Raw genomic sequence first — 23,477 nt, 5'->3', positions numbered from 1 at the left:
TTTATCCACATTGGCCGCTTAGGCGGCCAATGCTGTCTTCAATTGCTTGGCAAGATCTGTCTTTTCCCATGAGAAAGACCCATCCCGGCCGGGTTTCCGTCCGAAATGGCCATAGGCCGAAGTCTTGGCATAGATTGGCTTGTTGAGGTCAAGATGCTTACGAATGCCGGAGGGCGACAGGTCCATAACCTTGCGCAGGGCTTCCTCGACCGCATCTTCCTTTACTTTGCCCGTGCCATGCAGATCAACATAGACCGAAAGCGGCTGGGCAACGCCAATTGCATAGGAAAGCTGGATCGTGCAGCGATCAGCAAAACCCGCGGCTACAACGTTCTTTGCAAGATAACGTGCTGCATATGCCGCAGAACGGTCAACCTTGGTTGTGTCCTTGCCCGAGAAAGCGCCGCCGCCATGAGGGGCAGCACCGCCATAGGTATCGACAATGATTTTGCGGCCAGTGAGGCCAGCATCGCCGTCTGGACCACCAATGACGAACTTGCCCGTAGGATTGATGTACCAGACGCAATCGTCAGCAATCTTCAGATCACCCATGGCTTCGCGAATATAGGGTTCAACGACGCTGCGGACCTTTTTTGAGTCCCAGCTTGCATCCAGATGCTGCGTTGAAAGCACGATTTGGGTTGCTTCTGCCGCCACACCGTCCACATAGCGGACAGTAACCTGGCTCTTGGCATCAGGTCCAAGCTTGCCAGCATCGCCTTCGCCCTTGTGACGGGCTGCTGCCAGCAATTCCAGAATCTTATGGGAATAATAAATTGGAGCAGGCATGAGATCAGGTGTTTCGCGGCATGCGTAGCCGAACATGATGCCCTGGTCGCCAGCGCCTTCTTCACCTTGACGATCGGCTGCATTATCGACGCCTTGGGCAATATCTGCCGATTGGGGATGCAGCAGAACTTCAATCTTCGCCGTCTTCCAGTTGAAGCCTTCCTGTTCATAACCAATGTCGCGAATGGCGCGACGGGCGGCAGCACGGAATCTGGAAGGATTGATAACCGGATGGCCTTTGGCATCCTTGACGACAGCGCCGTTTTTATCTTTCTTCAGCAATGTATCCGGAACCCGGACTTCGCCAGCTATTACGACCCGGTTCGTTGTCGCCAGAGTTTCGCAGGCAATACGAACAGTCCAGGGATCAACTCCTGTTTTCTTCGCTTCTTTATAGATCATGTCAACGATTTCATCGGAAATACGGTCACAGACTTTGTCCGGGTGACCTTCCGAAACGGACTCACTGGTAAAAAGATAAGAACTGCGCGTCACGGGGAACCCCTCTTGAAAGCAAACGAACGCCAGCAGGCATATGCCGACTGGCTGCATAGTGTTTGCCAAGCTGCAGCGGTTCCGTCAATTGCTTTCACTTTTAAAAGGATCGCGCCAAGAGGATTTTTTTCCCGTTTCACACCATAAACAGATGAAAAGTTATGGTTGGAGCCTTTCTTGCTTAAGGAGAATCCTTCTACTGAAGGGAATCTTGGGGCAAAATCGAAGGGTTTAGCGAGGTTGATCTCGCCCCATTATGCGTAGGTGCACCGGAAGGATTTGGCCCAATTGCACGCGCCACGGATCGAACTGCATTTGTTACGAATCCAGTCAGCGCGACCGGCGGATTTGAAAGCTGGTTGGTTTGCTTTTGCAAACCAACCAGCTTGGGGTTTCAGCGCGCGTCCAGCCGCTTTGTCACGCAACTTCGGAGAGACGTCGCCCTCGCCACTTTCGGTGTCCCTTGTCACGCCTTTGGCGGAACAGAATTGCTTTTCTTTAAGCAGAAAGGCCTCTAGACCGCATCATCCTCTTGGCCAAGCGTGCGTACGAGGTCGAGCACTTTACGCCGGATTTTCGCGTCGCCAATTTTTGCAAAGGCGCGCGCCAACTGGATACCCTCTGAACTGTTCAGGAAACCAACGACATAGGTTGTCTCGTTTTCTTCCTCAAAACCACGAGGTTTGTCTGACTGACCGGGCATGTCGTCAAAAAAGAATGTAACCGGCACGTTGAGGATATTGGCTATTGCCTGAAGGCGACTGGCACCCACACGGTTCATGCCTTTTTCATATTTTTGAATCTGCTGAAACGTTATTCCTAGGCTCTCACCGAGTTTTTCCTGGCTCAAGCCTATCATATTGCGTCGCAATCTAATTCTTGCGCCAACATGGATATCAACGGGGTTCGGACTCTTTTTACTATTATCAGACATGAAAATCTCATTCATATGAAATGGAATTGAAAATGAATTTTACCATCAATGTATCAACGTACCAAATATCACTTTATTCGACAGGGCTGTATCGGAAATGTCAACCAACACGCCTTCTACCGCGCAAAAAATACCCCAACGCCACAATTAGAACCATTATTAATACAACCAGAAATTGAACCGTATGAACCCCCTCTCCCCAAGGTAGTTCTACGCGTCCTGGAAGTTGAGCATCAATCACACCCACCCCATTGAGTGCAAGCGCATCAATGATTCGTCCATAGGGGTCAACGACCCCTGAAAGACCGTTATTGGCGGCCCGCACCATCGGCAGCCCCTGTTCCACTGCGCGCAATTGCGCCTGTCTGAAATGCTGGTAAGGACCAGGAGTATCGCCATACCATGCATCGTTGGTGACGTTGACAATGGCATTGGCGGCTGCGCCTTGGTAGAACATCTCACCCGGAAAGATGGCCTCATAACATATGAGCGGCAGTACTGAGAAACCGCTGATAACCTCAAGCGAGCGGCGCACCGAAGCTGCGCTGAACCCGCCGGGCAGTTCCACCACTTCGCTAATGCCGATCTTTCGGAGAATGCTCTCAAGCGGCACATATTCCCCGAAGGGCACGAGATGAACTTTATCGGCCGCTCCGGTAATTTCTCCCGAGCTGTCGATGGTATAGATGGTGTTGTAGTAGAGAGGTTCCTCCGCCCCGCCAGGCTCTTCCATTCTGATGGCACCAGCCAAAAGAGTCTGCCCGTCAGCCAAATTATCGGCGATAGCTTGCAGTGCTTCTGGAGTTTTCGTCAGAATATAGGGAACTGCTGTTTCCGGCCAAACTATAATCTGCGGCTTAACTTTCCCCTCTGCTGGCTCTTCAGCGGTCATGGCAAGGTACTTGTCAAATATACCGCGCCGCGCCTCTGCGTCCCATTTGAGATCCTGCGAAATGGAGGGCTGCACGATACGAATATGCGGGCCGTCGAGTTTGATATCCGCTGTGGAGAGCCGGAAAACGCCGAAGCCGACATGAGCGATGATCAGGATGAGTGCAACGGCAAGTCCAGCTATCCGGCCTTGCTTGGCATTATAAACCGCAGGCATGGCAAATACGATTACCGCCAGAATATTCATTGCGAGCAAGCCCACAATAACAGACGATTGCATCAGAACCGGTATTGGCATTGCGGCATAGCCGATGGCGTTCCAGGGAAAACCGGTTAGCACAAAGGAACGCAACCATTCGGCGAGGCCGAAACCAAGGCCGAGCGCAAATATGCGCCCGATCCCGTCGCTCCATATGAGACGCGCAATCACTGATGCAAAAGCATAGAAAAATGCGAGAAATGCAGGAAGGCCAAAAATTGCCAAGGGAATTGCCCAGGCAAAATTTGCAGCATCGACCAGCAAAGCATTGCCGATCCACCACAGCCCGAAAACAAAATAGCCAAAGCCGAACCACCAGCCGACTATTGCGGCGGGAACCAGCCGACGGATCGGGCCGCTTCCGGCATTATCCACTGCGCCATCAAGCAGCCAGACCAAAACAGGAAAAGCAACAAATGCTACGGCAAAAAAGTCGTAGGGCGGCAAGGCAAAGCTCGCCAGAGCGCCCATAAGAAATGCCAGCCCCCAACGCCGCCAACCCGACAGAAGCACGATCCTATCGATTAGACCCCGGATCATGCCTTGACCAATTTACACAAGATCATTCGTCATCCGCTGATGGCTCGACAACACCTTGGCGCTGGCTACGCGGCCTGCGTTCTGCGTGACGCAGGGGAACAATTCTAACCTTACGTATGCGGCGTGGATCGGCTTCCAAAACGTGAAACTCATATCCGGGAACGGCCTGGACCATTTCGCCGCGCACGGGAATGCGTCCGAGAATCGAGAAGATCAGGCCACCGACCGTATCAACATCCTCACCATGTTCGCCGACGACGAAGCCTGAACCGATCTTTTCAGACACTTCGTCAAGATCCGCCCGGGCATCCGTAATGAACACACCCTCCGGATCCTCGACGATCATCACTTCATCATCGTCATGTTCGTCTTCAATATCACCGACAACCATTTCCACGATATCTTCCAGCGAAACCAGACCATCAGTGCCGCCATACTCGTCAATCACGAGCGCTATCTGGATACGCTGCGCCTGCATGCGCCCCATCAAATCACTGGCAAGCATGGAAGGGGGCACGAACAGGATCGTGCGCATCAAGCTCAAATCTGAAATCGTTTTGGTGAGATCAACATTGGAGAGATCAAATTTTGCCGCAACCGGGGACTTGGGCGCGCGCGCCGTTTTTCGTGGCGTTTTAACCCGGGACGTCTTGGTAATGTGATTAACCACGTCGCGGATATGAACCATGCCGCGCGGGTCATCCAGCGTTTCAGCAAAGACCGGCATACGCGAATGACCGGACTTCTCGAATATTTCCAGGAGATCGCCAAGGCTTGTGCTGATTTCGACCGCTTCAATATCAGCGCGCGGAATCATCACATCTTCGACCCGCAGCTCCCGCAGGCGCAAAATGTTATGAAGCATTGCGCGCTCTTCAGGAGAAAAGGCCGTGTCACCATGATGATCCTCGGCAAGCGCAGCATCAAGATCGTCCCTTAAGGACGTTCCGGGGCGCGCGCGCAAGAATGGAAAGATCGTGGAAAGGAGCGAGCGCTTTTCTAAAACAGGCGCTCTGGTGATACTTTGCCCTTCGGCATCACTTTCCTGCCCATTCATGCCTTTGGCTGGCGCGGCAGGATCGTTTTGGTGCGACGTGTCAGACATGGTCCTCAATCAAATTAATCGTCTATGACCGATAGCGCATATGGATCAGGAATTGCAAGCCGCGCAAGAATTTTGCGCTCGAGCTGCTCCATTTCTTCGGCTTCATCATCTGTTTCGTGGTCATATCCGAGGAGATGCAAAACCCCATGAATGATCAGATGCGTGAGGTGATGGTCGAAGGATTTTTCTTCATCTTCCGCTTCCCGCACAACGGTTTCGCGGGCAATAACGATATCGCCAAGCATCGGTCCGGGCGCTTGACCCGGTTTGATCGGAAAGGCCGGAAAGGACAAGACATTGGTAGGTTTGTCCTTGTCGCGCCAATCATTATTAAGTTCCTTGATCGCCGCATCATCGGTGAAAACCAGACTTAGCTCGCTGTCGGGCTGGTTTCCGCTAGCCAGCTCGTCCCAAACTGCAGCAATAGCAATTGATGCAAGGTCCGACAGCGCCGCCTCCCCTGGCCAGCCATCGGTTTCAACCAATATGTCAATGTCGATCAAGATACTCCGTCAAGCTTTAGGCTTGGCGCCTTCCTTATCGTAAGCACGAACAATCGCCGCAACCAGCGGATGACGAACCACATCGACATCCGTAAACTTTACGGTGACGATACCCTGAACATCGTTCAAAATATTGAGCGCTTCCACCAATCCGGACTTCTGGCCTGGCGGTAGATCAATCTGGCTCGGATCGCCAGTAATAATCATACGTCCGTTTTCGCCAAGGCGGGTCAGGAACATCTTCATCTGCATTGCAGTCGTATTTTGCGCCTCATCCAGAATAATTGCAGAATGAGCCAGTGTACGCCCGCGCATGAAGGCGAGCGGTGCGATTTCGATAACGCCTGCGGCGATGGCACGCTCAACCTTATCAGCAGGCATCATGTCGTAAAGCGCGTCATAGAGAGGGCGCAGATAAGGGTCGACCTTCTCTTTCATGTCGCCGGGAAGAAAACCAAGCCGCTCACCAGCTTCGACGGCTGGGCGGGAAAGGATGATGCGGTCCACCAGACCACGCTCTAGCAGCATCGCCGCATGGGCGACCGCCAGATAGGTCTTACCCGTACCCGCTGGCCCTACGCCGAACACCATTTCCGACCGGTCAAGCGCGCGCATATAAGCATCTTGCGTCGGCGTGCGAGCGAAGATCGTCTTCTTGCGGGTCGATATCTGGGCTACAGCCATCTTGCTCTTGTTTTCCATTGTGGGAAGCGTCAATTGATCGTCGGCAGCGATAGCCATTCGCAAAGCGCCATCAACATCCGATGCGGATATATCATGGCCTTTTTGCAAATGTTCGTAGAGTTGATCCAGAGCGCGCCGAGCCTGCTCCGTTGCTCCTGGCTCACCACGAATAGCGAGCTGATTGCCTTTGGAACGGACGTCAACGCCCAGCTTCTTTTCGATACGAGCAAGATTCTCGTCAAACTGGCCGAATAGCGCACTCGCCAGCCGATTGTTATCAAATGTCAGTACGATATGCGCCAGGTCCGAGGCTCCGGAAGGAGCGGGTTTCAGTTTTTCGGTGGCGTTCAAACGGCTCTCCTAAAAAAGTATTCGCCTGTTCATATAGTCGCTACTTGTTCCTCAAACCATCTCCCGGATACCGATAAGGCTGTTGGTACCCGTGTCGATGATTCGTACATTGATAATGTCGCCGATTCTGCCGCCGTGTACATCGATAATTACAGGTTGTAACCAAGGAGATCGTCCAACCATCTGTCCAGGCACTCTTCCGGCCTTTTCAATGAGCACATCAAAGCTTTTATTCACAAGGCTGCGTTGGAAGGCATATTGCTGTTCGCTGAGCAAAGCCTGCAAACGCTGCAATCTCTCGTCTTTTACCGCTTCATCAATATGGTCAGGCAGATCGGCACCGGGTGTTCCTGGTCGCGGCGAATATTTGAACGAATAGGCTGCGGCGTAGGTAACGTCCCGAACCAGCTGCAACGTCGCCTCAAAATCCTCGTCCGTTTCTCCGGGGAAGCCAACAATGAAGTCACCCGATAGGGCTATATCGGAGCGGGCGTTTCGTATCCGCTCAATCAGACGCAGATAATCGTCGCCCGTATGCTTGCGATTCATCGCTTTCAAAATACGGTCCGAACCAGCCTGAACCGGCAGGTGCAGATAGGGCATCAACATATCGAGATCACGATGCGCATTGATCAAAGCGTCATCCATGTCGCGCGGGTGACTGGTAATGTAGCGTAGTCGCGCAATGCCGGGTATCTCGGCCAGCCGGTAAAGCAATTCGCCCAGCCCCCACTCGCGGCCATCATGCCCCTCGCCATGCCACGCATTGACGTTCTGCCCAAGCAGCGTCAGCTCACGTACACCGGCATCGGCGAGTTTTTCGGCTTCTTTCAGAATCTGGGCAACAGGGCGCGAAACTTCAGATCCCCGTGTATAGGGGACCACGCAGAACGTACAGAATTTGTCGCACCCCTCCTGCACAGTGAGAAAGGCCGTCACACCGCGGCTTCTCGTCTGCTCCTTTTTGGGAGCGGGCAAGTGCTCGAATTTGTCTTCAATCGCATATTCAGTCTCGACGACACGCTCGCCTTTTGCCACACGCGCAAGCGCCTGTGGCAGGCGGTGATATGTTTGGGGGCCGACAACCAGATCAACAACGGGCGCACGCCGCGTAATTTCATCGCCTTCGGCTTGCGCCACGCATCCAGCAACGCCGACCGTGAGTTCGCGACCCTCTTTGGCGCGCGCATCTTTCATTTTGCGTAGCCGGCCAAGCGCCGAGTACAGCTTTTCAGACGCCTTCTCACGAATATGACAGGTATTGATCAAGACCAGATCGGCATCATCCGCCGTGTCTGTCGGGCTATAACCCTCAGCTGCGAGACTGTCAGTCATCCGCTGGCTGTCATAGACATTCATCTGGCAGCCATAGGTCTTTACATAGACCTTGCGGGTATTGGCCAGTGATGGCGAATGGGCAAGCGCTCCCAACGTCTCGTCCAGCTGATGTTTAATAATGATATCGTCCATGCAGAGGCTTCTAAAGCTTTTTGGCCTCTTTGAAAATAGCCGGATCGGTGAGATTCGTGGCAGTTGCGATCTCCGGCTCGATATAGTCACGGTCCTGCAGCGACCTTTGCATCATCGCCCGCACTTTCTCTTCCATCAACCGCGCCAAGGCTTTCCGGTCAGACTTGCTGTCAATCACAACTGGCTCGCCAAATCGGACATCAACATCATAGGCGCCCTCCTTGAGCATCCCGATAAGGCTGGGACCAAGCTCCACGTCCCCCGGCCATGCGATGATCGGGCGATGAAACCTGCCCATTGGCAGTCCGTGCACCCGCGTATAAGCGATGGCAACAGGTTGGATCGTGACTGTTTCGACGCTGGTTTCGCGGATTGCTACCTGCGCAGCACCGAACAGCGATGTCTTGAAGGGCAATATACGGTTACCGTCTGATGTCGTGCCTTCCGCAAAAAGCACCATGACATCGCCATCGGCAAGACGCGTTGCTATTTCACTTGCCTGATCATGGGTCTTGCCGCGTTTTTCACGCTCAACGAAGACAGAGCGCTGCAACTTGGCGAAGAGACCGAATAATGGCCAGGTAGCCACCTGAGACTTGGCTATGAAAGAGACTTCCGCGATAGCCGATAAAACGACTATGTCGGCCCATGAGGAATGATTGGCTGCAAGCAGCAATGGCCGATTCTGCGCCATTTTGCCGTGCACATGAATGCGAATTCCAAGCAAATGGCGAACAACCTTATGAAAAAGCACAGGAAGCTTTTTCTGTAATGACCAGCCGGTCTTAACGAAAAGCAGTTGGACCGGCAGCAAGATTATTGTGATGAGTGCAAAGCCGGCCGCTGCCAGAATAAGTCTTAGATATGCGATCATCTTAGCGGCCAGAACCCGTTTCGCGATGTCCCAGGTCACGGCGCATCGTCAAGGCCGCTGAGCGTCCTGAGGGCGTTTCATAATAGCCGGGCCGTTTTCCCACCTGTTTGAATCCGAGTCTGCGATATAGGGCGAGCGCCGGTGCGTTCAGCTCATCCACCTCAAGAAACAGCATGGTCGCACGCGCATTGTACAAATGGCGCAATGCCGCGTCCATCAAGGCATGACCGACGCCCTTGCGCTGAAACTGCGGAGCGACGGCAATGGTTAGTATCTCGGCCTCATCCAGAACAAGCCGTGCAAGAACAAAACCACCGGGCTGCGCCGCACGATTTCCCTCTTCGCGCGCGATAAAACCAAAGACGTTGGCTTCACCAAGCAGCGCGTGAAAATCGTCTTCACTCCACGGCTGCCGGAACGTACCGGCATGAATTGGTACCAGATGAGTTGCGTCCTCCCGCGCAAGCGTTTCGATTACGAAGCTGCGCTGACGCAGATTATCGAAAGGCAGGCCCATCATTCTGCGACCTGCCGCTTCAATACGAAACCCTGTTGCGGCTTAACGTCGAGACCACGCAAATAAAGGGGACTGGGCAAGGCTGTGTCTTGTGATCGTATTCCGAGTTGCGCAAACGCTTCGATCGTACCGGTCGCCATTGCCGACGCCACGTCCAATGGACGTTCGAGCTTTGCATTGACCAGTGCTGAGGCGGAACCGGCAAGAACAAGATTTTGCCCATGGCCGGCCAGTTGTTCCACGATCCCGGGCAAGGTAACAATCATGGGCTCGGAGGCAGGCGTACTATCGCTTGCGAAAAACTGCGCATAAAACTCATCGCGGCGCGCATCGATCACACTGAGAACTGGTCTTCCGGAGAGGGCTTTTCCGGCATCATAAGCCAGAGCCTCAAGCGTGGTAACGCCTATTGCCGGACAGCGCAAAGCCAAAGCCAGACCGCGCGCCGTTGCCACCCCTACCCGCACGCCAGTAAAGGATCCCGGTCCAATACTGGTGACGACCTTGCCAATTTCGTTGATTGCAATCCCAGCATTGGCAACGGCTTGTTCCATGATTGCCATCAACCGCTCGGCATGGCCTTTACCAATATCTTCACTGATCTGCGCCAGCATCGTGCCGCTTTCAGCATCGAAGATGGCAACAGAACAAAGATTGGCGGCGGTGTCGAGCGCAAGCAATTTCATGTGCTATCGCCTAAACAAGAATCAGTCGGCAAACAAGAGCACACTCGGCACGGGCAGCTATTCATGTTGATCGCCGCCCGGCATTGAAAAGGTCTATTGGCTTGCTTTCAACTCCAGGCGCCTGCGGTGCAGGACAGGTTCTGTATAGCCATTGGGCTGTTCGCGGCCCTTGAGAACGAGATCACATGCGGCCTGAAACGCTACCGACTTGTCAAAATTACCAGCCATTGGCTGATAAAGAGGATCATTGGCATTTTGCTTGTCGACGACCGCTGCCATACGCTTCATCGTCTCCAACACCTGAGCTTCATTGGTGATTTCATGATGCAGCCAGTTGGCAATATGCTGGGCAGAAATACGCAAAGTTGCCCGATCTTCCATCAATCCGACATTGTTGATATCGGGCACCTTGGAACAACCAACCCCTTGATCGACCCAGCGCACCACATAGCCTAAAATGCCTTGCGCATTATTGTCGAGTTCACGCTGAATATCCTCCGGCGTCCAGTTGGGGCGCAATACGACAGGCACAGATAGAATATCACTGAGCTTTGCACGCCCCCGCGATTTCAACGCGGCTTGAACCTCAGCAACATTTATCTTGTGATAATGCGTGGCGTGCAGCGTTGCGGCTGTTGGCGATGGCACCCAAGCCGTATTTGCACCAGCCTTCGGATGACCAATCTTTTGCTCAAGCATTGCCGCCATCAGATCAGGCATCGCCCACATGCCCTTGCCGATCTGGGCATGACCGGAAAGACCACATTCGAGGCCGATATCAACATTCCAGTTCTCATAGGCTCCGATCCACGACGCCTGCTTCATGTCGCCCTTGCGGATCATCGGTCCAGCTTCCATGGAAGTATGAATCTCGTCGCCAGTGCGATCAAGGAAACCGGTGTTGATGAAAACGACCCGTTCTTTTGCAGCACGGATGGATTCCTTCAGGTTGACCGTCGTCCGGCGTTCCTCATCCATGATGCCCATCTTCATCGTATTCGGCTGCATTCCCAAAAGTGCTTCTACGCGCCCAAACAATTCAGCCGCAAAAGCAACCTCTTCTGGGCCATGCATCTTTGGCTTCACCACATACATTGATCCGGCACGGGAGTTCATATGCCGGCCATTTGGACCAATATCGTGAAGTGCCGCCAAGGCCGTGATGGCCGCGTCCATAATGCCCTCAGGCACCTCATTGCCATCCTTGTCGAGGATTGCAGGATTGGTCATCAGATGCCCGACATTACGTACCAGCATGAGGGAGCGTCCCGGTACCGTTAGCGGCTTGCCGTCCTTGCCCGTATATTCCCTATCCGGGTTGAGCTTGCGGGTGACTGTCTTCCCGCCTTTTTCGAAACTGTCTTCAAGATCGCCATTCATCAGACCGAGCCAATTGCGATAGACAATGACCTTATCCTGCGCATCCACTGCCGCGACAGAGTCTTCGCAATCCTGAATCGTTGTTAGGGCAGATTCCAACAGAACATCGGCAATGTGCGCCTTGTCTGTTGTGCCAATTGGATGATCGGCGTTAATCACGATCTCCACATGCAGCCCGTTCTTGATCAAAAGAATTGCCGTCGGGCTTGCCGGACCACCGCGATAGCCCGCGAACTGGCTTTCATTCGCAAGGGAAACAGCCTCATTCCCTGATTTGAGCGCAAGTCTACCGTCTTTAACAGTAAGCGCGGAAATATCCGCCCACTGCGCACCTTGCAATGGCGCACTCTCGTCAAGAAAAGACTTGGCCCAGGCAATGACTTTCGCACCGCGTACCGGGTTGAATGCTTTTCCTTTTTCCGCCCCGCCTTCATCCGAAATTGCGTCCGTACCGTAAAGCGCATCATAGAGCGAACCCCAACGCGCATTGGCAGCATTGAGCGCATAGCGGGCATTCATGACAGGAACGACAAGCTGGGGACCGGCCGTCACTGCAATTTCGGGATCTACATTGCTGGTCGAGACAGCAAATTTGTCGCCTTCGGGCAGCAAATAACCAATCTCACGCAGGAATGCTTCATATTCCTCCGGTGAGTAACCATTGTCACGCCTGCCCTTGTAGAAATCATCGAGTTGAAGCTGGAATGCATCGCGTTTTGCCAGCAAAGCGCGATTCTTCGGCGCCAGATCATCAACGATCTGCGCAAAACCTGACCAAAACTGTGCCGCATCGACGCCTGTTCCGGGAATGGCTTCATTCACAACGAAATCGTGAAGCTCTGGAGCCACTTTCAGACCATTCATTTCGATACGTTCGCCCATGATAATGTCCTTATAGATTTGCATTGCATATCCTTGAACACGCCAAGGCCAGTGCAGTCAATTCTCCGATGGTCTGAGTTGAAATCTGTATCGATTGAAATCGATTAGTGTGCGATCCGCGGACGCCCTGACGCTGTAGCGATCAAGACCGCTTCAATGAATTTTCGCTGATCCTCCACTGTTGCCGCGCTGATATTGCGAATAATTGTGATCTGAGGCTCGTCTGTTCCGGCCTCAAGCGCCAGTCGCTGCACCTGATTCTTCAGTGTTGATTCGGCAAATGCGATTGAATCTTCCTCAAGCTGAAAATCCTGAACAGCTTCACCCGCCATTACCCGATAAAGACCTTCAACAGGCTGGCTTATATGCGCTTCCAGTGACACCCGGACTTGTCCGACTACGGCTCCTAAAGCGTTTGCCACATCCGTATCAACGGGAACGATACATTGAACACCAAGCTCGTCGCCCACAGCAGGGTAATAGACGGGTGCTGACGCTCCAAGTCCGATTAGGGGCCGGTCGATATGCAATTTGATACCGGCAATACCGCCCACCCCAGATAATGCTCGCTGAACGAGTGCACTTGCGACGGTTTCCTGCCCCTCAAGCCCGTCCTCCGCAAAGACTGTTTCAAGAACGACCTCGGATGAACGCCTGATAAGAGCATCATAGGTTCGACGTGAAACTTCTTCCGGCGTATCGCAAAAAGGACGACCCGCCCCATCCTTACGCCTTGCATAAAGAATAGCACCATACCGCGCTGCTTCGGCATTCCAATTGTTCTGAAGGCCCAAAACATGACAGGCATCCGAGGGCGTGAACCCCGCAAGATGAACCAATCCGCGAGAGACCAGCCGTGTTATTGCAGCCGTCTGCGAAACCGAGGCCAATAGACGATCAAGCGGCTGTGGCTCTGTGGTCATACGCTCGTAAAGCTCGGCCTCTCCCTTGCTCAGGCCAGACGCCATTTGCACCGGCACACCTGTGCGCAAGGCGAAACGTCCATCTAACCGCCCTGCATTGACCGCTTTAACCTGACGGGCCAGATGCTCAATCACCATGGAACCGTGATTGGCCGCGAGAAGCGCCAGCGGCACAAGCCGTCTTGGTCCAAGCTTGATCCCAGGTGTCATGGCATTGTCGTCCAGCGACACTTCCGAGTCCCCGCCAAGGCCAAAGGTACGCATCGCCACGGCTTCAACCATGGTGCGAAACCCACCAACTGTGGCACCATTGGGATCAAGCCTGGGGCGGCCATCATCCAGCACGGCGACATCAGTCGTCGTGCCGCCAATATCGGAAATAATCGCATTGTCGAGGCCGGTCATATGACGCGCGCCAACGAGACTTGCTGCCGGCCCCGAAAGAATGGTTTCAATGGGCCGGTGGCGGGCAAATGCGGCAGAAACCAGCGCACCATCGCCGCGAACGACCATTAAAGGTGCGTGAATCCCGCGCTTGTCCAGAAAACCTTCCGTGGCCGCGACAAGCCGGTCAATCATCGCAATCAGCCGGGCATTGAGTACTGTCGTCAATGCCCGTTTGGGACCGTTCAATTTGGCCGACAATTCATGGCTGCATGTGACTGGCAGCCCTGTCTTATCATGCACAAGATCGCGCACGGCAATCTCATGCTCCGGATTGCGCACGGCAAAATAGGCGCAAATGGCAAAGCCTGTCACTTCAGATTTCAGATGTGGCAATGCCTTTTCAAGGGATGATGCATCGAAAGGTTGAGCACGACCATAGACGTCATGACCACCCGGGATAAATATGACAGGATCGTTGCCAAGAGCATCTTTCAATCCTGCCTTCTCCAGATCAGCATCGGAAAATCCGATCATCACCAATGCGATGCGCCCGCCCTGGCCCTCAACCAACGCGTTGGTGGCCAGTGTCGTCGACATTGACACAAGCCGGATGTCGGCTGGAAGCACAGAAGCTTCGGCAATGATGGCATCGACCGCGCCAGAAATGCCAACACTCAAATCATGGCGTGTCGTAAGCGCTTTTGCCTTGGCAATAACGCCGCGCTCTTCCGACCAGAGTACGGCGTCGGTATAGGTCCCGCCCGTATCCAACCCTAGAAATATTGCTTGCTCTACTGTGGAATCAGTCATGTCGCCCTACACTGTTTGTGGAAGAGTTAGCGCATGAGATACAAAACCACTAGCATCATACCGACCACTTACTGCCGCAAGCCGGAACCTTACAAAACATTTGGCGTTCTCCGAAGGATAGGGGGCAGACCATGGCAACACAATCGGCGAAAGCGCATGCCGGATCCAAAAAAGTTATTTACGCAGCGATACTTGGCAATCTTCTGATTGCCGTTACCAAGTTTGTCGCGGCTTTCTTTACCGGCAGTTCCGCCATGCTTTCGGAAGGTGTCCACTCTCTGGTTGATACCGGAAATGGAGCGCTTCTCCTCTTTGGTCTGCGTCGAGCGGCCAGACCTGCCGACCGTAGTCATCCGCTCGGCCATGGCCGGGAGCTATACTTCTGGAGTTTCATCGTCGCCTTGTTGGTCTTTGCCGTGGGTGCCGGAGTGTCCTTCTATGAGGGCGTCATCCATATTCTTGATCCGGAGCCCGTTGAAAACCCAATCATCAACTATGTTGTTCTTGGCCTTGCCATGTTGTTCGAGGGAACCTCCTGGTACATAGCGTTGAAGGAATTTCGCACTGTTAAAGGCGACCTTGGTTACGTCGAGGCGGTGCGGATTAGCAAAGATCCAAGCGTCTTTACGGTATTGTTCGAAGACACAGCTGCCCTGCTCGGGCTTGTTATTGCTCTTGTTGGCATTTCCGCCGCGCAACTCTTCAATATTCCAGAATTGGACGGTGTCGCCTCTATCGGAATTTCGATCATACTTGGCGGAACCGCGATTTTTCTGGCGCGAGAGAGCAAGGGCTTGCTGATGGGCGAGGCTGCACTCCCAGAGGTGGATCAGCAAATCCTCGACATTGCCAACCAGGACCCGGCAGTTCAACGCGCCAATGGGGTGCTAACAGTCCACATGGGTCCAAAACAGATCGCGGCGAGCCTCAGTGTGGAATTCGAAGATCACATGCGCGCGCCAGAAATCGAAGCCTGTGTTCAACGCATCGAAGCGGCTCTGAAAAAAGCCAATCCTGATATTATCAGCCTCTTCGTCAAGCCGCAGACGACCGGAACCTGGGAGGTTCGGCGCAAAACCATCGAAGCTGGCTAAGATCGGAATTATCCGTCAGGTCAGATGCAGTCTGGCCTTACTCCTCGCCATCGACCACCCGCAAGCGCAACTGGCCTGTCGTGGAAGTTGCCGACCGCGTTGTATCGTGCGCTTTTGTTTCGCCCACTGGCGCTTCCGCGAATTCCAGCGCTTCGATCTTCTGGCCGCGCTTGGTCACCTTGCTGGAAGATACCAGAATATCGTCAATATCCTTGTTTGCCTGACTGAAATGGGTTTGCAGACGCCGCACACGATCATCAAGACGGCCAACATCTTCCATCAACCGGATGACTTCGCCCTGTATCAAATGCGCCTGTTCCCGCATGCGTACGTCTTTGAGCACAGCCTGAATGACCTGAATGGATAGCATCAGCAATGAGGGCGATACGATCACGATACGCGAGCGATGCGCCTTCTGGATCACGCCTTCGAAATTCTCATGAATTTCAGCAAAGACCGATTCCGAGGGCACAAACAGAAACGCCGTATCCTGCGTCTCGCCATTGATAAGATATTTTTCTGCAACATCACGAATATGAATCTCGATATCGCGCCGGAACTGTGTAGCGGCGATCTTCTTGCCTTCCGGCGTTTCGGATTCACGTATGGCGTTCCAGGCTTCCAGGGGAAACTTGGCATCAATGACCAGATTTGCTGCACCATTGGGCATGCGAACCACGCAATCAGGTCTGCTTCCATTCGACAGGGTTGCCTGAAACTCATAAGCGCCCTGCGGCAGACCATCGGCGATAATCGCTTCCATCCGCGCCTGACCGAAGGCCCCACGCGTCTGTTTATTGGCAAGAATTGCCTGTAATTGGACGACCTGACCCGCAAGCGTTTGAATATTATTCTGCGCCGTATCGATGACCGCCAGCCGTTCTTGCAGTTTGGCGAGATTTTCGTGCGTGGACTTGGTCTGATCGGTCATGGTCTGGCCAATCCGGGTGGTCATGCCGTCGAGCCGCTCCCGAATGGATTGATTAAGCTCTGCCTGACGAGAACCGAAAAGTTCAGCCATTGTTTGCATGCGACCTTGCATTTCAGACTGGCTTTTAAGAATTTCCCCCATTCGTGCTTCCGCGTCTCGGGCACGATCTTCTGCCTGTATCTCCGCGACAAGCCGCATCCGTGCTGCCCGCATGACAGCAACAATGGCAAAAATCACCACCAAAGCCATGACAAGCGCCACTGTAAACAGTGTTGCGCCTACAGATATTGAGGTCGCGCCGAGCTGAAACAGCGTTTGATCGAGAGAAATTGAAGTTTCCATAACCCTAGAGTAACCGATTCGATTGGCAAATGTGAGATCAAAACATGAACATTTTTATGATTGGGTCTGATGCCGCATTGACGGCTGAAAATCGAGATATTAGGTGAAGGACATGTCAATCAAACCGCTCGTTATCCTTCCCGATCCGCTGCTTCGTCAAGTTTCCAAACCTGTCGAAAGTTTTGACGTGGATTTGCGCAAATTTTCCGCTGACATGCTGGACACAATGTATGATGCGCCTGGCATTGGTCTGGCGGCCATTCAGGTCGGCACACCGATCCAGATGCTGGTGATTGATCTTGCCAAAGAAGACGAGCCGAAGGCGCCGCAGGTTTACATCAATCCACAGGTGCTTTGGTCCAGCGACGAACGGAATATTTACGAAGAGGGCTGCCTTTCCATCCCTGATTACTATGCGGAAGTCGAGCGGCCCAAACAGGTTCGCGTTTCCTATTTCGATATTGAGGGGAAGCCCCAAGAAGTCGAAGCGGACGGACTTTTGGCCACATGCCTTCAACATGAGATCGATCATTTGAACGGTATTTTGTTCATCGATTATATTTCGCGGTTGAAGCGTGAAATGGTGGTGAAGAAGTTCAAGAAACTCGCCAAGGATCGCCCCACAAGTCGATTGGCGGTTTAGGCGATGAGTTTGCGAATTATATTTATGGGCACGCCGGATTTTTCCGTGCCTATTCTCAATGCGCTGATCGGTCAGGGCCATGAAATTGTCGCGGTCTATAGCCAGCCACCACGCCCTGCTGGCAGGCGTGGACTTGAGCTGACCCCTTCGCCTGTTCACCGGAATGCGGAGCAATTCGGCATCGAGGTCCGCACACCCAAGAGCCTGAAAGATCCGGATGAGCAGCAGGCCTTTATCGACCTTAAGGCCGATGTTGCGATTGTTGTCGCCTATGGCCTGATTTTACCGAAAGAAATTCTCGAGGGCACCCGCCTCGGTTGCTATAATGGACATGCCTCATTGCTTCCGCGCTGGCGGGGAGCTGCGCCAATTCAGCGTGCCATTATGGCTGGTGACCTTGAAACCGGCATCATGATCATGAAGATGGATGAAGGTCTCGATACCGGGCCGGTCGCCATGGTCGAGAAAATCAACATTACGGCTGACATGACGGCGGGCGAACTGCATGACCAGCTTAGCATGGCCGGCGCTGATCTGATGGTTCGCGCCATTGCTGCTCTGGAACGCGACAGCCTGACCCTCACACCGCAATCCGATGAGGGCGTAACCTACGCCTCCAAGATTACCAAGGTCGAAACCCGTATCGACTGGACCCAGCCTGCCATTGACGTCCATAACCGTATTCGTGGTCTGGCGCCGTTTCCCGGTACCTGGTGTGAAATGGAAATTGGCGACGATCTGGAGCGTGTCAAACTTCTGCGCTCAGTGCTCGCCACAGGCGTAGGTGCCCCCGGAACCGTATTGGACGACGATTTGCGCATTGCCTGCGGCGAAGGAGCTGTCCGTCTGCGGACATTGCAGCGTGCAGGCGGCAAAGCCATGGATGGGCAGGAGTTTCAGCGCGGAGCTAAAATCGCGCAAGGCACACGACTGCCATGAGTGATGTCACGGTCCAGACTACAAGCCCTGACGATTATCCTGAAGTTGCCAACCTTGTCGAGCGTGCCTTCGGGGGAACCGGCGAAGTTGAATTGATTTCTCGGTTGAGAGAAAATAACGATGTTCTGCTCGAGCTTGTTGCCCGGAAAAACGGGATTCTGACAGGACACATCCTGTTTTCACGCGTGAAGATTACCGGTAAGAACCACGACGCCGTCGCTTTGGCGCCTTTGGCAGTATTGCCGGAGTTTCAAAAGCAAGGTGTCGGAAGTCTCCTCATTCAGACAGCCCATACGAAGCTCGTCGCTGCAGGAGAGACCTTATCGCTCGTTCTTGGCGATCCCGCATATTACGGCAGATTTGGCTATGAGCATCTGCGCGCTGCAGGTTTTGAGAGCGCTTACCAAGGGAAATATCTGCAAGCTTTAGCTTTTGCCGATGCGCCATCGACCGGCGTCCTGCAGTATGCTCCAGCTTTTGGAGCACTCTAATGCCCCGCTACAAGCTTACTGTCGAGTATGATGGTACGCCATATGCAGGTTGGCAGCGTCAGGAAAACGGCCACACCGTCCAGGCCGCCATCGAACAGGCCATCTTCAAGTTTTGCGGTGAGAGCATATCTCTTGGCGCAGCCGGACGCACAGACTCGGGCGTTCATGCCAGCGCGCAGGTTGCCCATGTCGATCTCGTCAAGGACTGGAGCAGTTCAAAAATTCGCGAAGCGCTCAACGCCCATCTCGTTTTTGCGGGCGAAACTGTCAGTATCATAAATGTAGAACTGGTCAGTTCTCAGTTTGACGCGCGATTTTCAGCAACGGGCCGCCACTATCTCTACCGGATCGTCAACCGCCGCCCCCCTGCCCCGCTGGAGGCTTATCGCGCATGGTGGGTGAAAAAGCCGCTTGATGCAGAAGCCATGCACGCTGCAGCGCAGAGGTTGATCGGAACACATGACTTCACCACATTTCGTGCAACGCAGTGCCAATCAAAAAGCCCTGTTAAAACGCTCGATTTCTTGAGCGTCAGCCGCAAGGGCGAAATTGTCGAGATCAGGGCGTCCGCGCGGTCATTTCTGCACAATCAAATTCGCTCTTTCGCTGGAACACTACAGGAAGTTGGCTGTGGGCGATGGGATGCGGATGATGTGAGCGCTGCTCTTGAAGCGCGCGATCGGCAGGCGTGCGGTCCTGTAGCACCACCCCACGGTTTATACCTGATCGGCGTAGACTACCCGCTCACCGACGGCATCGCAATTCCCAGAGCATTTTGAAACATGATCACCATCAATATCGAACCGATGATGAATGCGATGAAAAACGTCGCTGACCAAATATAGGGTTTTTTCAATGCCACATGCACCAGCCTGTAGGTAAAAACGATAATCAGCGCATAAACCATCATGCTCATGCTGCTAATCAGAGTTGGCCAGTCAGGAAAAAGCATTCGTACCAGCGTAGCTGGCACCGTTAGCCACGCACCTATCGCAGATCCCCAATTGGTGGCGACGACATAAGGGCTGAAACGCTTTACGATTCCCAATGGTCGGGCAAGCAATGCCACTATCACCAACGGCAGAACCCAGCTTGCAAGATCGATAAAGGCAGCACTTCCGATTATGGAAAGGCGGCTTCCAGTTCCCGGACGCAGAGCGACAAGGTCATTGGCAAAAACAATCCAGCCCAGAATGAGCGGCGGCAGCGATATTGTTATGGCGTGAAAAGACTGCCAAAAACCGTCTTCCGAAAAATCAAGCTCTTCAAGACCGTCTGCATGACCATTCATCATGCGCCAGGTGCCGCGAAGATAGCGTTGTATTTCGTTCCAGTCGGGTATGTCGTTCATCAACTCGTCACGCAAAAAAATCCGCAATGAACCGCTCGTAAATCTGCGTCAAGGTTTCAAGATCGGCAACCGATACGCGTTCATCGACCATGTGCATGGTCTGGCCAACAAGACCGAATTCAACCACCGGGCAATAGTCCTTGATGAAACGGGCATCTGATGTGCCGCCGGATGTCGAGAGCTGAGGACGCTTTCCCGTCACCTTTTCAACCGACGAGGTCAAAGTTCCGATCAGCTTTTCATTATGCGTCAGGAATACGTGGCTTGGACGATCGCGCCAGACCAGGTCGTAGTTCACCGGCGTCTTCCTGCCCGGACGTAGCTTGCGGCGGCCTGCCGCCTTGTCGAGCCTGTTATGTATCTCGGCCATCAGCGTCTCATCGGTCCACGTGTCGTTAAACCTGACATTGAAGGTCGCACTGGCTTCGGCAGGGATAACATTGACTGCTGGGTTTCCAACATCAATCGTCGTTACTTCCAGATTGGTCGCCTGGAAATTCTTGGTGCCCTTGTCAAAGGCGGGATAGAGAAGGCTGTCGACGAGCATGGTCAGGCCACGGATCGGATTATCCGCAAGATGCGGATAGGCAGCATGCCCTTGTATACCGCGCACGATAATCGTGCCCGATAGAGAACCGCGACGGCCAATCTTGATCATATCACCGAGCGTATCCGGATTGGTCGGCTCACCAACGATTGCCGCGTCCCAGCTTTCTCCCTTGGCTTTTGCCCATTCGAGCAATTTACCGGTACCGTTGATGGAAGGCCCTTCCTCATCCCCGGTTATCAGAAATGAGATTGAGCCTTTGAGCTCACCGTTTTTCTCCAGATAGCGGGCAACAGCTGCGGCGAAACAGGCGATGCCACCCTTCATATCCACAGCCCCGCGCCCATACATCTCGCCATTATGAATGGTCGCAGAGAATGGTGGATAGGTCCACGCCGCTTCATCGCCCACAGGAACCACATCCGTATGTCCCGCGAACATCAAATGCGGTCCGTTTCCGGAACGCCGTGCATAAAGGTTCTCTACATCGGGCGTCCCATCTTCGCTGAAAACGGGTCGTTCGACCGAGAATCCCAACGGTGCCAGCAGGGATTGGACTGTCGTCAGTGCTCCGCCTTCCAAAGGCGTCACGGAAGGGCAGGCGATGAGCCGGGCGAGGTTTTGTACTGGATCAGCAGAGGATTTCATGTGTAATGCGATAATGGAAAAGCGCGATCCTGTCACGCTTCACGTGACTGATTTCGTGCCGCTTTTTGCTTGAAGGATGTGTCATGGTCTCCAACAAGTCGCGCATTGTCGTCGCTGGTTCAGGATCAATCGGGTGCTATGTCGGTGGAAGCTTGGTAGCAGCTGGACGCGCGGTCTGTTTTTTGACGAGGCCTCGCACCGAGGCAAAGCTTCGAGAGGCCGGACTTAAGGTCATCGACCTTGATGGGACACAGCAACTCATTCCACATCATGAGTTCGAACTGAGCAGCGATCCTGCAGTAGCCTTTGCGGATGCCGACATTGTTCTGATCACAGTTAAAAGCGGCGCCACCGAGGAAATGGCCGGACTTGCCGCAAAACATGCGCCTGCTGGTGCCATTATCGTCAGCCTTCAAAACGGCGTCGGCAACACGGAAATTTTACGCCGCATACTGCCGGAAGGAACGGTCGTCATTGCCGGAATGGTGCCATTTAATGTCGTCCTGTCCGACAATTCCGCAGAACCGCTCACGGTAAGGCGAACCACTCAAGGCACGGTCCTCATCGACAAGGTTTTGGCTGAACTGCCCCGCGTCCTTTCGGTGCCCGGCCTGCCGGTGCAAGCGCACCCGGATATAGAGGGTGTTCTTTGGGGAAAATTGCTGATGAACCTCAACAATGCGCCAAATGCGCTGTCAAACTTACCGCTTGCCGAGCAGCTGGCAGATCGCAAATGGCGGCAGCTTGTAGCCGACCAGATGAGCGAAGCCCTCAACATCATGACGGCGCATGGCATCGAGCCGGCAAAAATCCAGGGCGTAAAGCCCGCTCTTCTTCCCTGGATTTTAAGATTGCCAAATTTTTTATTTCGCGTCGTCGCGCGCAAAATGCTGGCCATTGATCCGAGGGCACGATCATCCATGTGGGAAGACTTTGCGCGTGGCCGGCCAACGGAAGTGGATTATCTCCAAGGAGTGATTATCCAAATGGCAAGGGAGAAGGGCCTATCGGCTACGCTCGCCCGTAAAGTTCTGTCCTGCGTCAAGCAAGCGGAGGGGAAACCCCTCCGCAGCCATTCCATTGAAGAAATCCGGTCTTAATCGCGCAGAAGCTCATTTATCGAGGTCTTGGAGCGGGTCTTTTCATCGACGCGCTTGACGATGACGGCGCAATAGAGACCTGGCCCCGGCTCACCATTTGGAAAAGGTTTTCCAGGCAACGTTCCTGCAACCACGACAGAATATGGCGGCACTTCACCATAAAAGATTTCGCCCGTGGCACGGTCGACGATTTTGGTCGATTTGCCGATGAAGACGCCCATACCGAGAACGGCACCTTCGCGAACGATACAGCCTTCAACAACTTCCGAACGGGCGCCAATGAAGCAATTATCTTCGATGATCGTCGGGCCGGCCTGCATGGGTTCAAGAACGCCGCCAATGCCTACACCGCCTGAAAGATGCACGTGCTTGCCGATCTGCGCGCAGGAGCCAACTGTTGCCCACGCATCGACCATAGTGCCCTCGCCGACATAAGCACCCAGATTAACAAAAGACGGCATGAGGATTGCGCCTGGCGCAATATAGGCGGAACGGCGAACGATCGCATTGGGTACTGTGCGTATGCCAGCCTTGGCAAATTCAGTCGCGCCCCAGCCATCGAACTTGGATGGCACCTTGTCCCACCAGGTTGCGCCACCGGGTCCACCTTCGATGATGCCCATTGGGTTGAGGCGGAATGACAGGAGTACAGCCTTTTTAAGCCACTGATTGACCTTCCAATTTCCGTCGGCCTGTTTCTCTGCCACGCGTGCTTCGCCGCTATCAAGGAGAAGCAACGATGTCTCGACCGCATCGCGGATTTCACCGCGTGTTTCAGTGCTGATCGCATCGCGTTCGTCGAAGGCCTTGTCAATCGTCTTTTCGAGGCCATTCAGATCGGGCTTGGACATTTTAAGGTCACTCCATTACACGGGCAATTAATATCAATGGCCTAGTAAGATAAGTCTGCG

The 23,477-nt window shown here is 53.7% G+C and carries 21 protein-coding genes and 1 pseudogene; 6 read left to right on the top strand and 16 right to left on the bottom strand.

Features of this window, described 5'->3' with window-relative positions:
* Positions 1-18 precede the first annotated feature (18 nt).
* The 12 genes from metK to AC6CHM_RS08670 form a co-directional block, all read right to left on the bottom strand.
* Positions 19-1,284, bottom strand: coding sequence for a methionine adenosyltransferase (gene metK, locus AC6CHM_RS08725; RefSeq protein WP_115051615.1), 1,266 nt, complete (start codon positions 1,282-1,284; stop codon positions 19-21).
* A gap of 514 nt (positions 1,285-1,798) precedes the next feature.
* Positions 1,799-2,218 (bottom strand): helix-turn-helix domain-containing protein, encoded by a 420-nt coding sequence (locus AC6CHM_RS08720; RefSeq protein WP_115051428.1) that lies wholly within the window; start codon positions 2,216-2,218, stop codon positions 1,799-1,801.
* Positions 2,219-2,318: 100 nt separating this feature from the next.
* Positions 2,319-3,908 (bottom strand): apolipoprotein N-acyltransferase, encoded by a 1,590-nt coding sequence (gene lnt / locus AC6CHM_RS08715; protein WP_498172736.1) that lies wholly within the window; start codon positions 3,906-3,908, stop codon positions 2,319-2,321.
* Positions 3,909-3,930: 22 nt separating this feature from the next.
* Positions 3,931-5,013: a hemolysin family protein gene (locus tag AC6CHM_RS08710; protein ID WP_115051430.1), complete on the bottom strand. Its 1,083-nt coding sequence runs from the start codon at positions 5,011-5,013 to the stop codon at positions 3,931-3,933.
* Between the two features lie 14 nt (positions 5,014-5,027).
* The gene (gene ybeY, locus AC6CHM_RS08705; protein ID WP_354342672.1) at positions 5,028-5,516 is read right to left on the bottom strand and encodes an rRNA maturation RNase YbeY; all 489 of its coding nucleotides are present in this window, start codon (positions 5,514-5,516) and stop codon (positions 5,028-5,030) included.
* 9 nt (positions 5,517-5,525) lie between these two features.
* Positions 5,526-6,551, bottom strand: a complete 1,026-nt coding sequence (locus AC6CHM_RS08700) for a PhoH family protein (RefSeq protein WP_307282363.1) — start codon at positions 6,549-6,551, stop codon at positions 5,526-5,528.
* A gap of 51 nt (positions 6,552-6,602) precedes the next feature.
* Positions 6,603-8,021, bottom strand: a complete 1,419-nt coding sequence (gene miaB, locus AC6CHM_RS08695) for a tRNA (N6-isopentenyl adenosine(37)-C2)-methylthiotransferase MiaB (RefSeq protein WP_354342674.1) — start codon at positions 8,019-8,021, stop codon at positions 6,603-6,605.
* 10 nt (positions 8,022-8,031) lie between these two features.
* Positions 8,032-8,895 carry a lyso-ornithine lipid O-acyltransferase gene (gene olsA / locus AC6CHM_RS08690; protein WP_336440741.1) on the bottom strand — a complete coding sequence of 288 codons (864 nt, stop codon included), beginning with the start codon at positions 8,893-8,895 and terminating at the stop codon, positions 8,032-8,034.
* A 1-nt stretch (position 8,896) separates the two neighbouring features.
* A complete protein-coding gene (gene rimI / locus AC6CHM_RS08685) occupies positions 8,897-9,415 on the bottom strand; it encodes a ribosomal protein S18-alanine N-acetyltransferase (protein WP_115051432.1) in 519 nt (172 codons plus the stop codon).
* Positions 9,412-10,098 (bottom strand): tRNA (adenosine(37)-N6)-threonylcarbamoyltransferase complex dimerization subunit type 1 TsaB, encoded by a 687-nt coding sequence (gene tsaB, locus AC6CHM_RS08680; protein WP_498172733.1) that lies wholly within the window; start codon positions 10,096-10,098, stop codon positions 9,412-9,414. The genes rimI and tsaB overlap by 4 nt, the downstream gene beginning before the upstream one ends.
* A gap of 93 nt (positions 10,099-10,191) precedes the next feature.
* The gene (locus AC6CHM_RS08675; RefSeq protein WP_498173290.1) at positions 10,192-12,360 is read right to left on the bottom strand and encodes a malate synthase G; all 2,169 of its coding nucleotides are present in this window, start codon (positions 12,358-12,360) and stop codon (positions 10,192-10,194) included.
* Between the two features lie 104 nt (positions 12,361-12,464).
* Positions 12,465-14,480 carry a hydantoinase/oxoprolinase N-terminal domain-containing protein gene (locus tag AC6CHM_RS08670; RefSeq protein WP_498172731.1) on the bottom strand — a complete coding sequence of 672 codons (2,016 nt, stop codon included), beginning with the start codon at positions 14,478-14,480 and terminating at the stop codon, positions 12,465-12,467.
* A gap of 131 nt (positions 14,481-14,611) precedes the next feature.
* On the opposite strand from AC6CHM_RS08670, the gene AC6CHM_RS08665 reads away from it, so the two are divergent.
* Positions 14,612-15,574, top strand: a complete 963-nt coding sequence (locus tag AC6CHM_RS08665; protein WP_336440687.1) for a cation diffusion facilitator family transporter — start codon at positions 14,612-14,614, stop codon at positions 15,572-15,574.
* Positions 15,575-15,611: 37 nt separating this feature from the next.
* Here the strand turns inward: AC6CHM_RS08665 and AC6CHM_RS08660 are convergent.
* Positions 15,612-16,718, bottom strand: a pseudogene (locus AC6CHM_RS08660) (DNA recombination protein RmuC); the annotation flags it as partial.
* 241 nt (positions 16,719-16,959) lie between these two features.
* Between AC6CHM_RS08660 and def the strand changes: the two are divergent.
* The 4 genes from def to truA are packed head-to-tail and all read left to right on the top strand — an operon-like array spanning position 16,960 to position 19,699.
* Positions 16,960-17,490 (top strand): peptide deformylase, encoded by a 531-nt coding sequence (gene def, locus AC6CHM_RS08655; RefSeq protein WP_115051437.1) that lies wholly within the window; start codon positions 16,960-16,962, stop codon positions 17,488-17,490.
* Between the two features lie 9 nt (positions 17,491-17,499).
* Entirely contained in the window at positions 17,500-18,429 is a 930-nt protein-coding gene (fmt, locus tag AC6CHM_RS08650) for a methionyl-tRNA formyltransferase (protein ID WP_337353924.1), read from the top strand.
* Positions 18,426-18,920 carry a GNAT family N-acetyltransferase gene (locus AC6CHM_RS08645; RefSeq protein ID WP_115051438.1) on the top strand — a complete coding sequence of 165 codons (495 nt, stop codon included), beginning with the start codon at positions 18,426-18,428 and terminating at the stop codon, positions 18,918-18,920. Before fmt ends, AC6CHM_RS08645 begins: the two co-directional genes overlap by 4 nt.
* Entirely contained in the window at positions 18,920-19,699 is a 780-nt protein-coding gene (truA, locus tag AC6CHM_RS08640; RefSeq protein WP_115051439.1) for a tRNA pseudouridine(38-40) synthase TruA, read from the top strand. The genes AC6CHM_RS08645 and truA overlap by 1 nt, the downstream gene beginning before the upstream one ends.
* On the opposite strand, the gene AC6CHM_RS08635 is transcribed toward truA, so the two are convergent.
* Both AC6CHM_RS08635 and dapE read right to left on the bottom strand, forming a co-directional pair.
* Complete coding sequence (locus tag AC6CHM_RS08635) at positions 19,657-20,271, bottom strand: hypothetical protein (RefSeq protein ID WP_354342684.1); 615 nt, start codon at positions 20,269-20,271, stop codon at positions 19,657-19,659. The two genes, truA and AC6CHM_RS08635, sit on opposite strands and share 43 nt — an antisense overlap.
* Before the next feature lie 7 nt (positions 20,272-20,278).
* Positions 20,279-21,466: a succinyl-diaminopimelate desuccinylase gene (dapE, locus tag AC6CHM_RS08630; RefSeq protein ID WP_115051441.1), complete on the bottom strand. Its 1,188-nt coding sequence runs from the start codon at positions 21,464-21,466 to the stop codon at positions 20,279-20,281.
* A gap of 83 nt (positions 21,467-21,549) precedes the next feature.
* Between dapE and AC6CHM_RS08625 the strand changes: the two genes are divergently transcribed.
* Positions 21,550-22,566: a 2-dehydropantoate 2-reductase gene (locus tag AC6CHM_RS08625; protein WP_307282340.1), complete on the top strand. Its 1,017-nt coding sequence runs from the start codon at positions 21,550-21,552 to the stop codon at positions 22,564-22,566.
* On the opposite strand, the gene dapD is transcribed toward AC6CHM_RS08625, so the two are convergent.
* Positions 22,563-23,417 carry a 2,3,4,5-tetrahydropyridine-2,6-dicarboxylate N-succinyltransferase gene (gene dapD / locus AC6CHM_RS08620; RefSeq protein ID WP_307282338.1) on the bottom strand — a complete coding sequence of 285 codons (855 nt, stop codon included), beginning with the start codon at positions 23,415-23,417 and terminating at the stop codon, positions 22,563-22,565. The genes AC6CHM_RS08625 and dapD overlap by 4 nt on opposite strands.
* Between the last annotated feature and the right edge of the window lie 60 nt (positions 23,418-23,477).

Source organism: Phyllobacterium sp. GQ127 (assembly GCF_059758635.1).
Note: the sequence above shows the minus strand (reverse complement) of the source record. Positions and strands in the feature narration are given on the sequence as shown.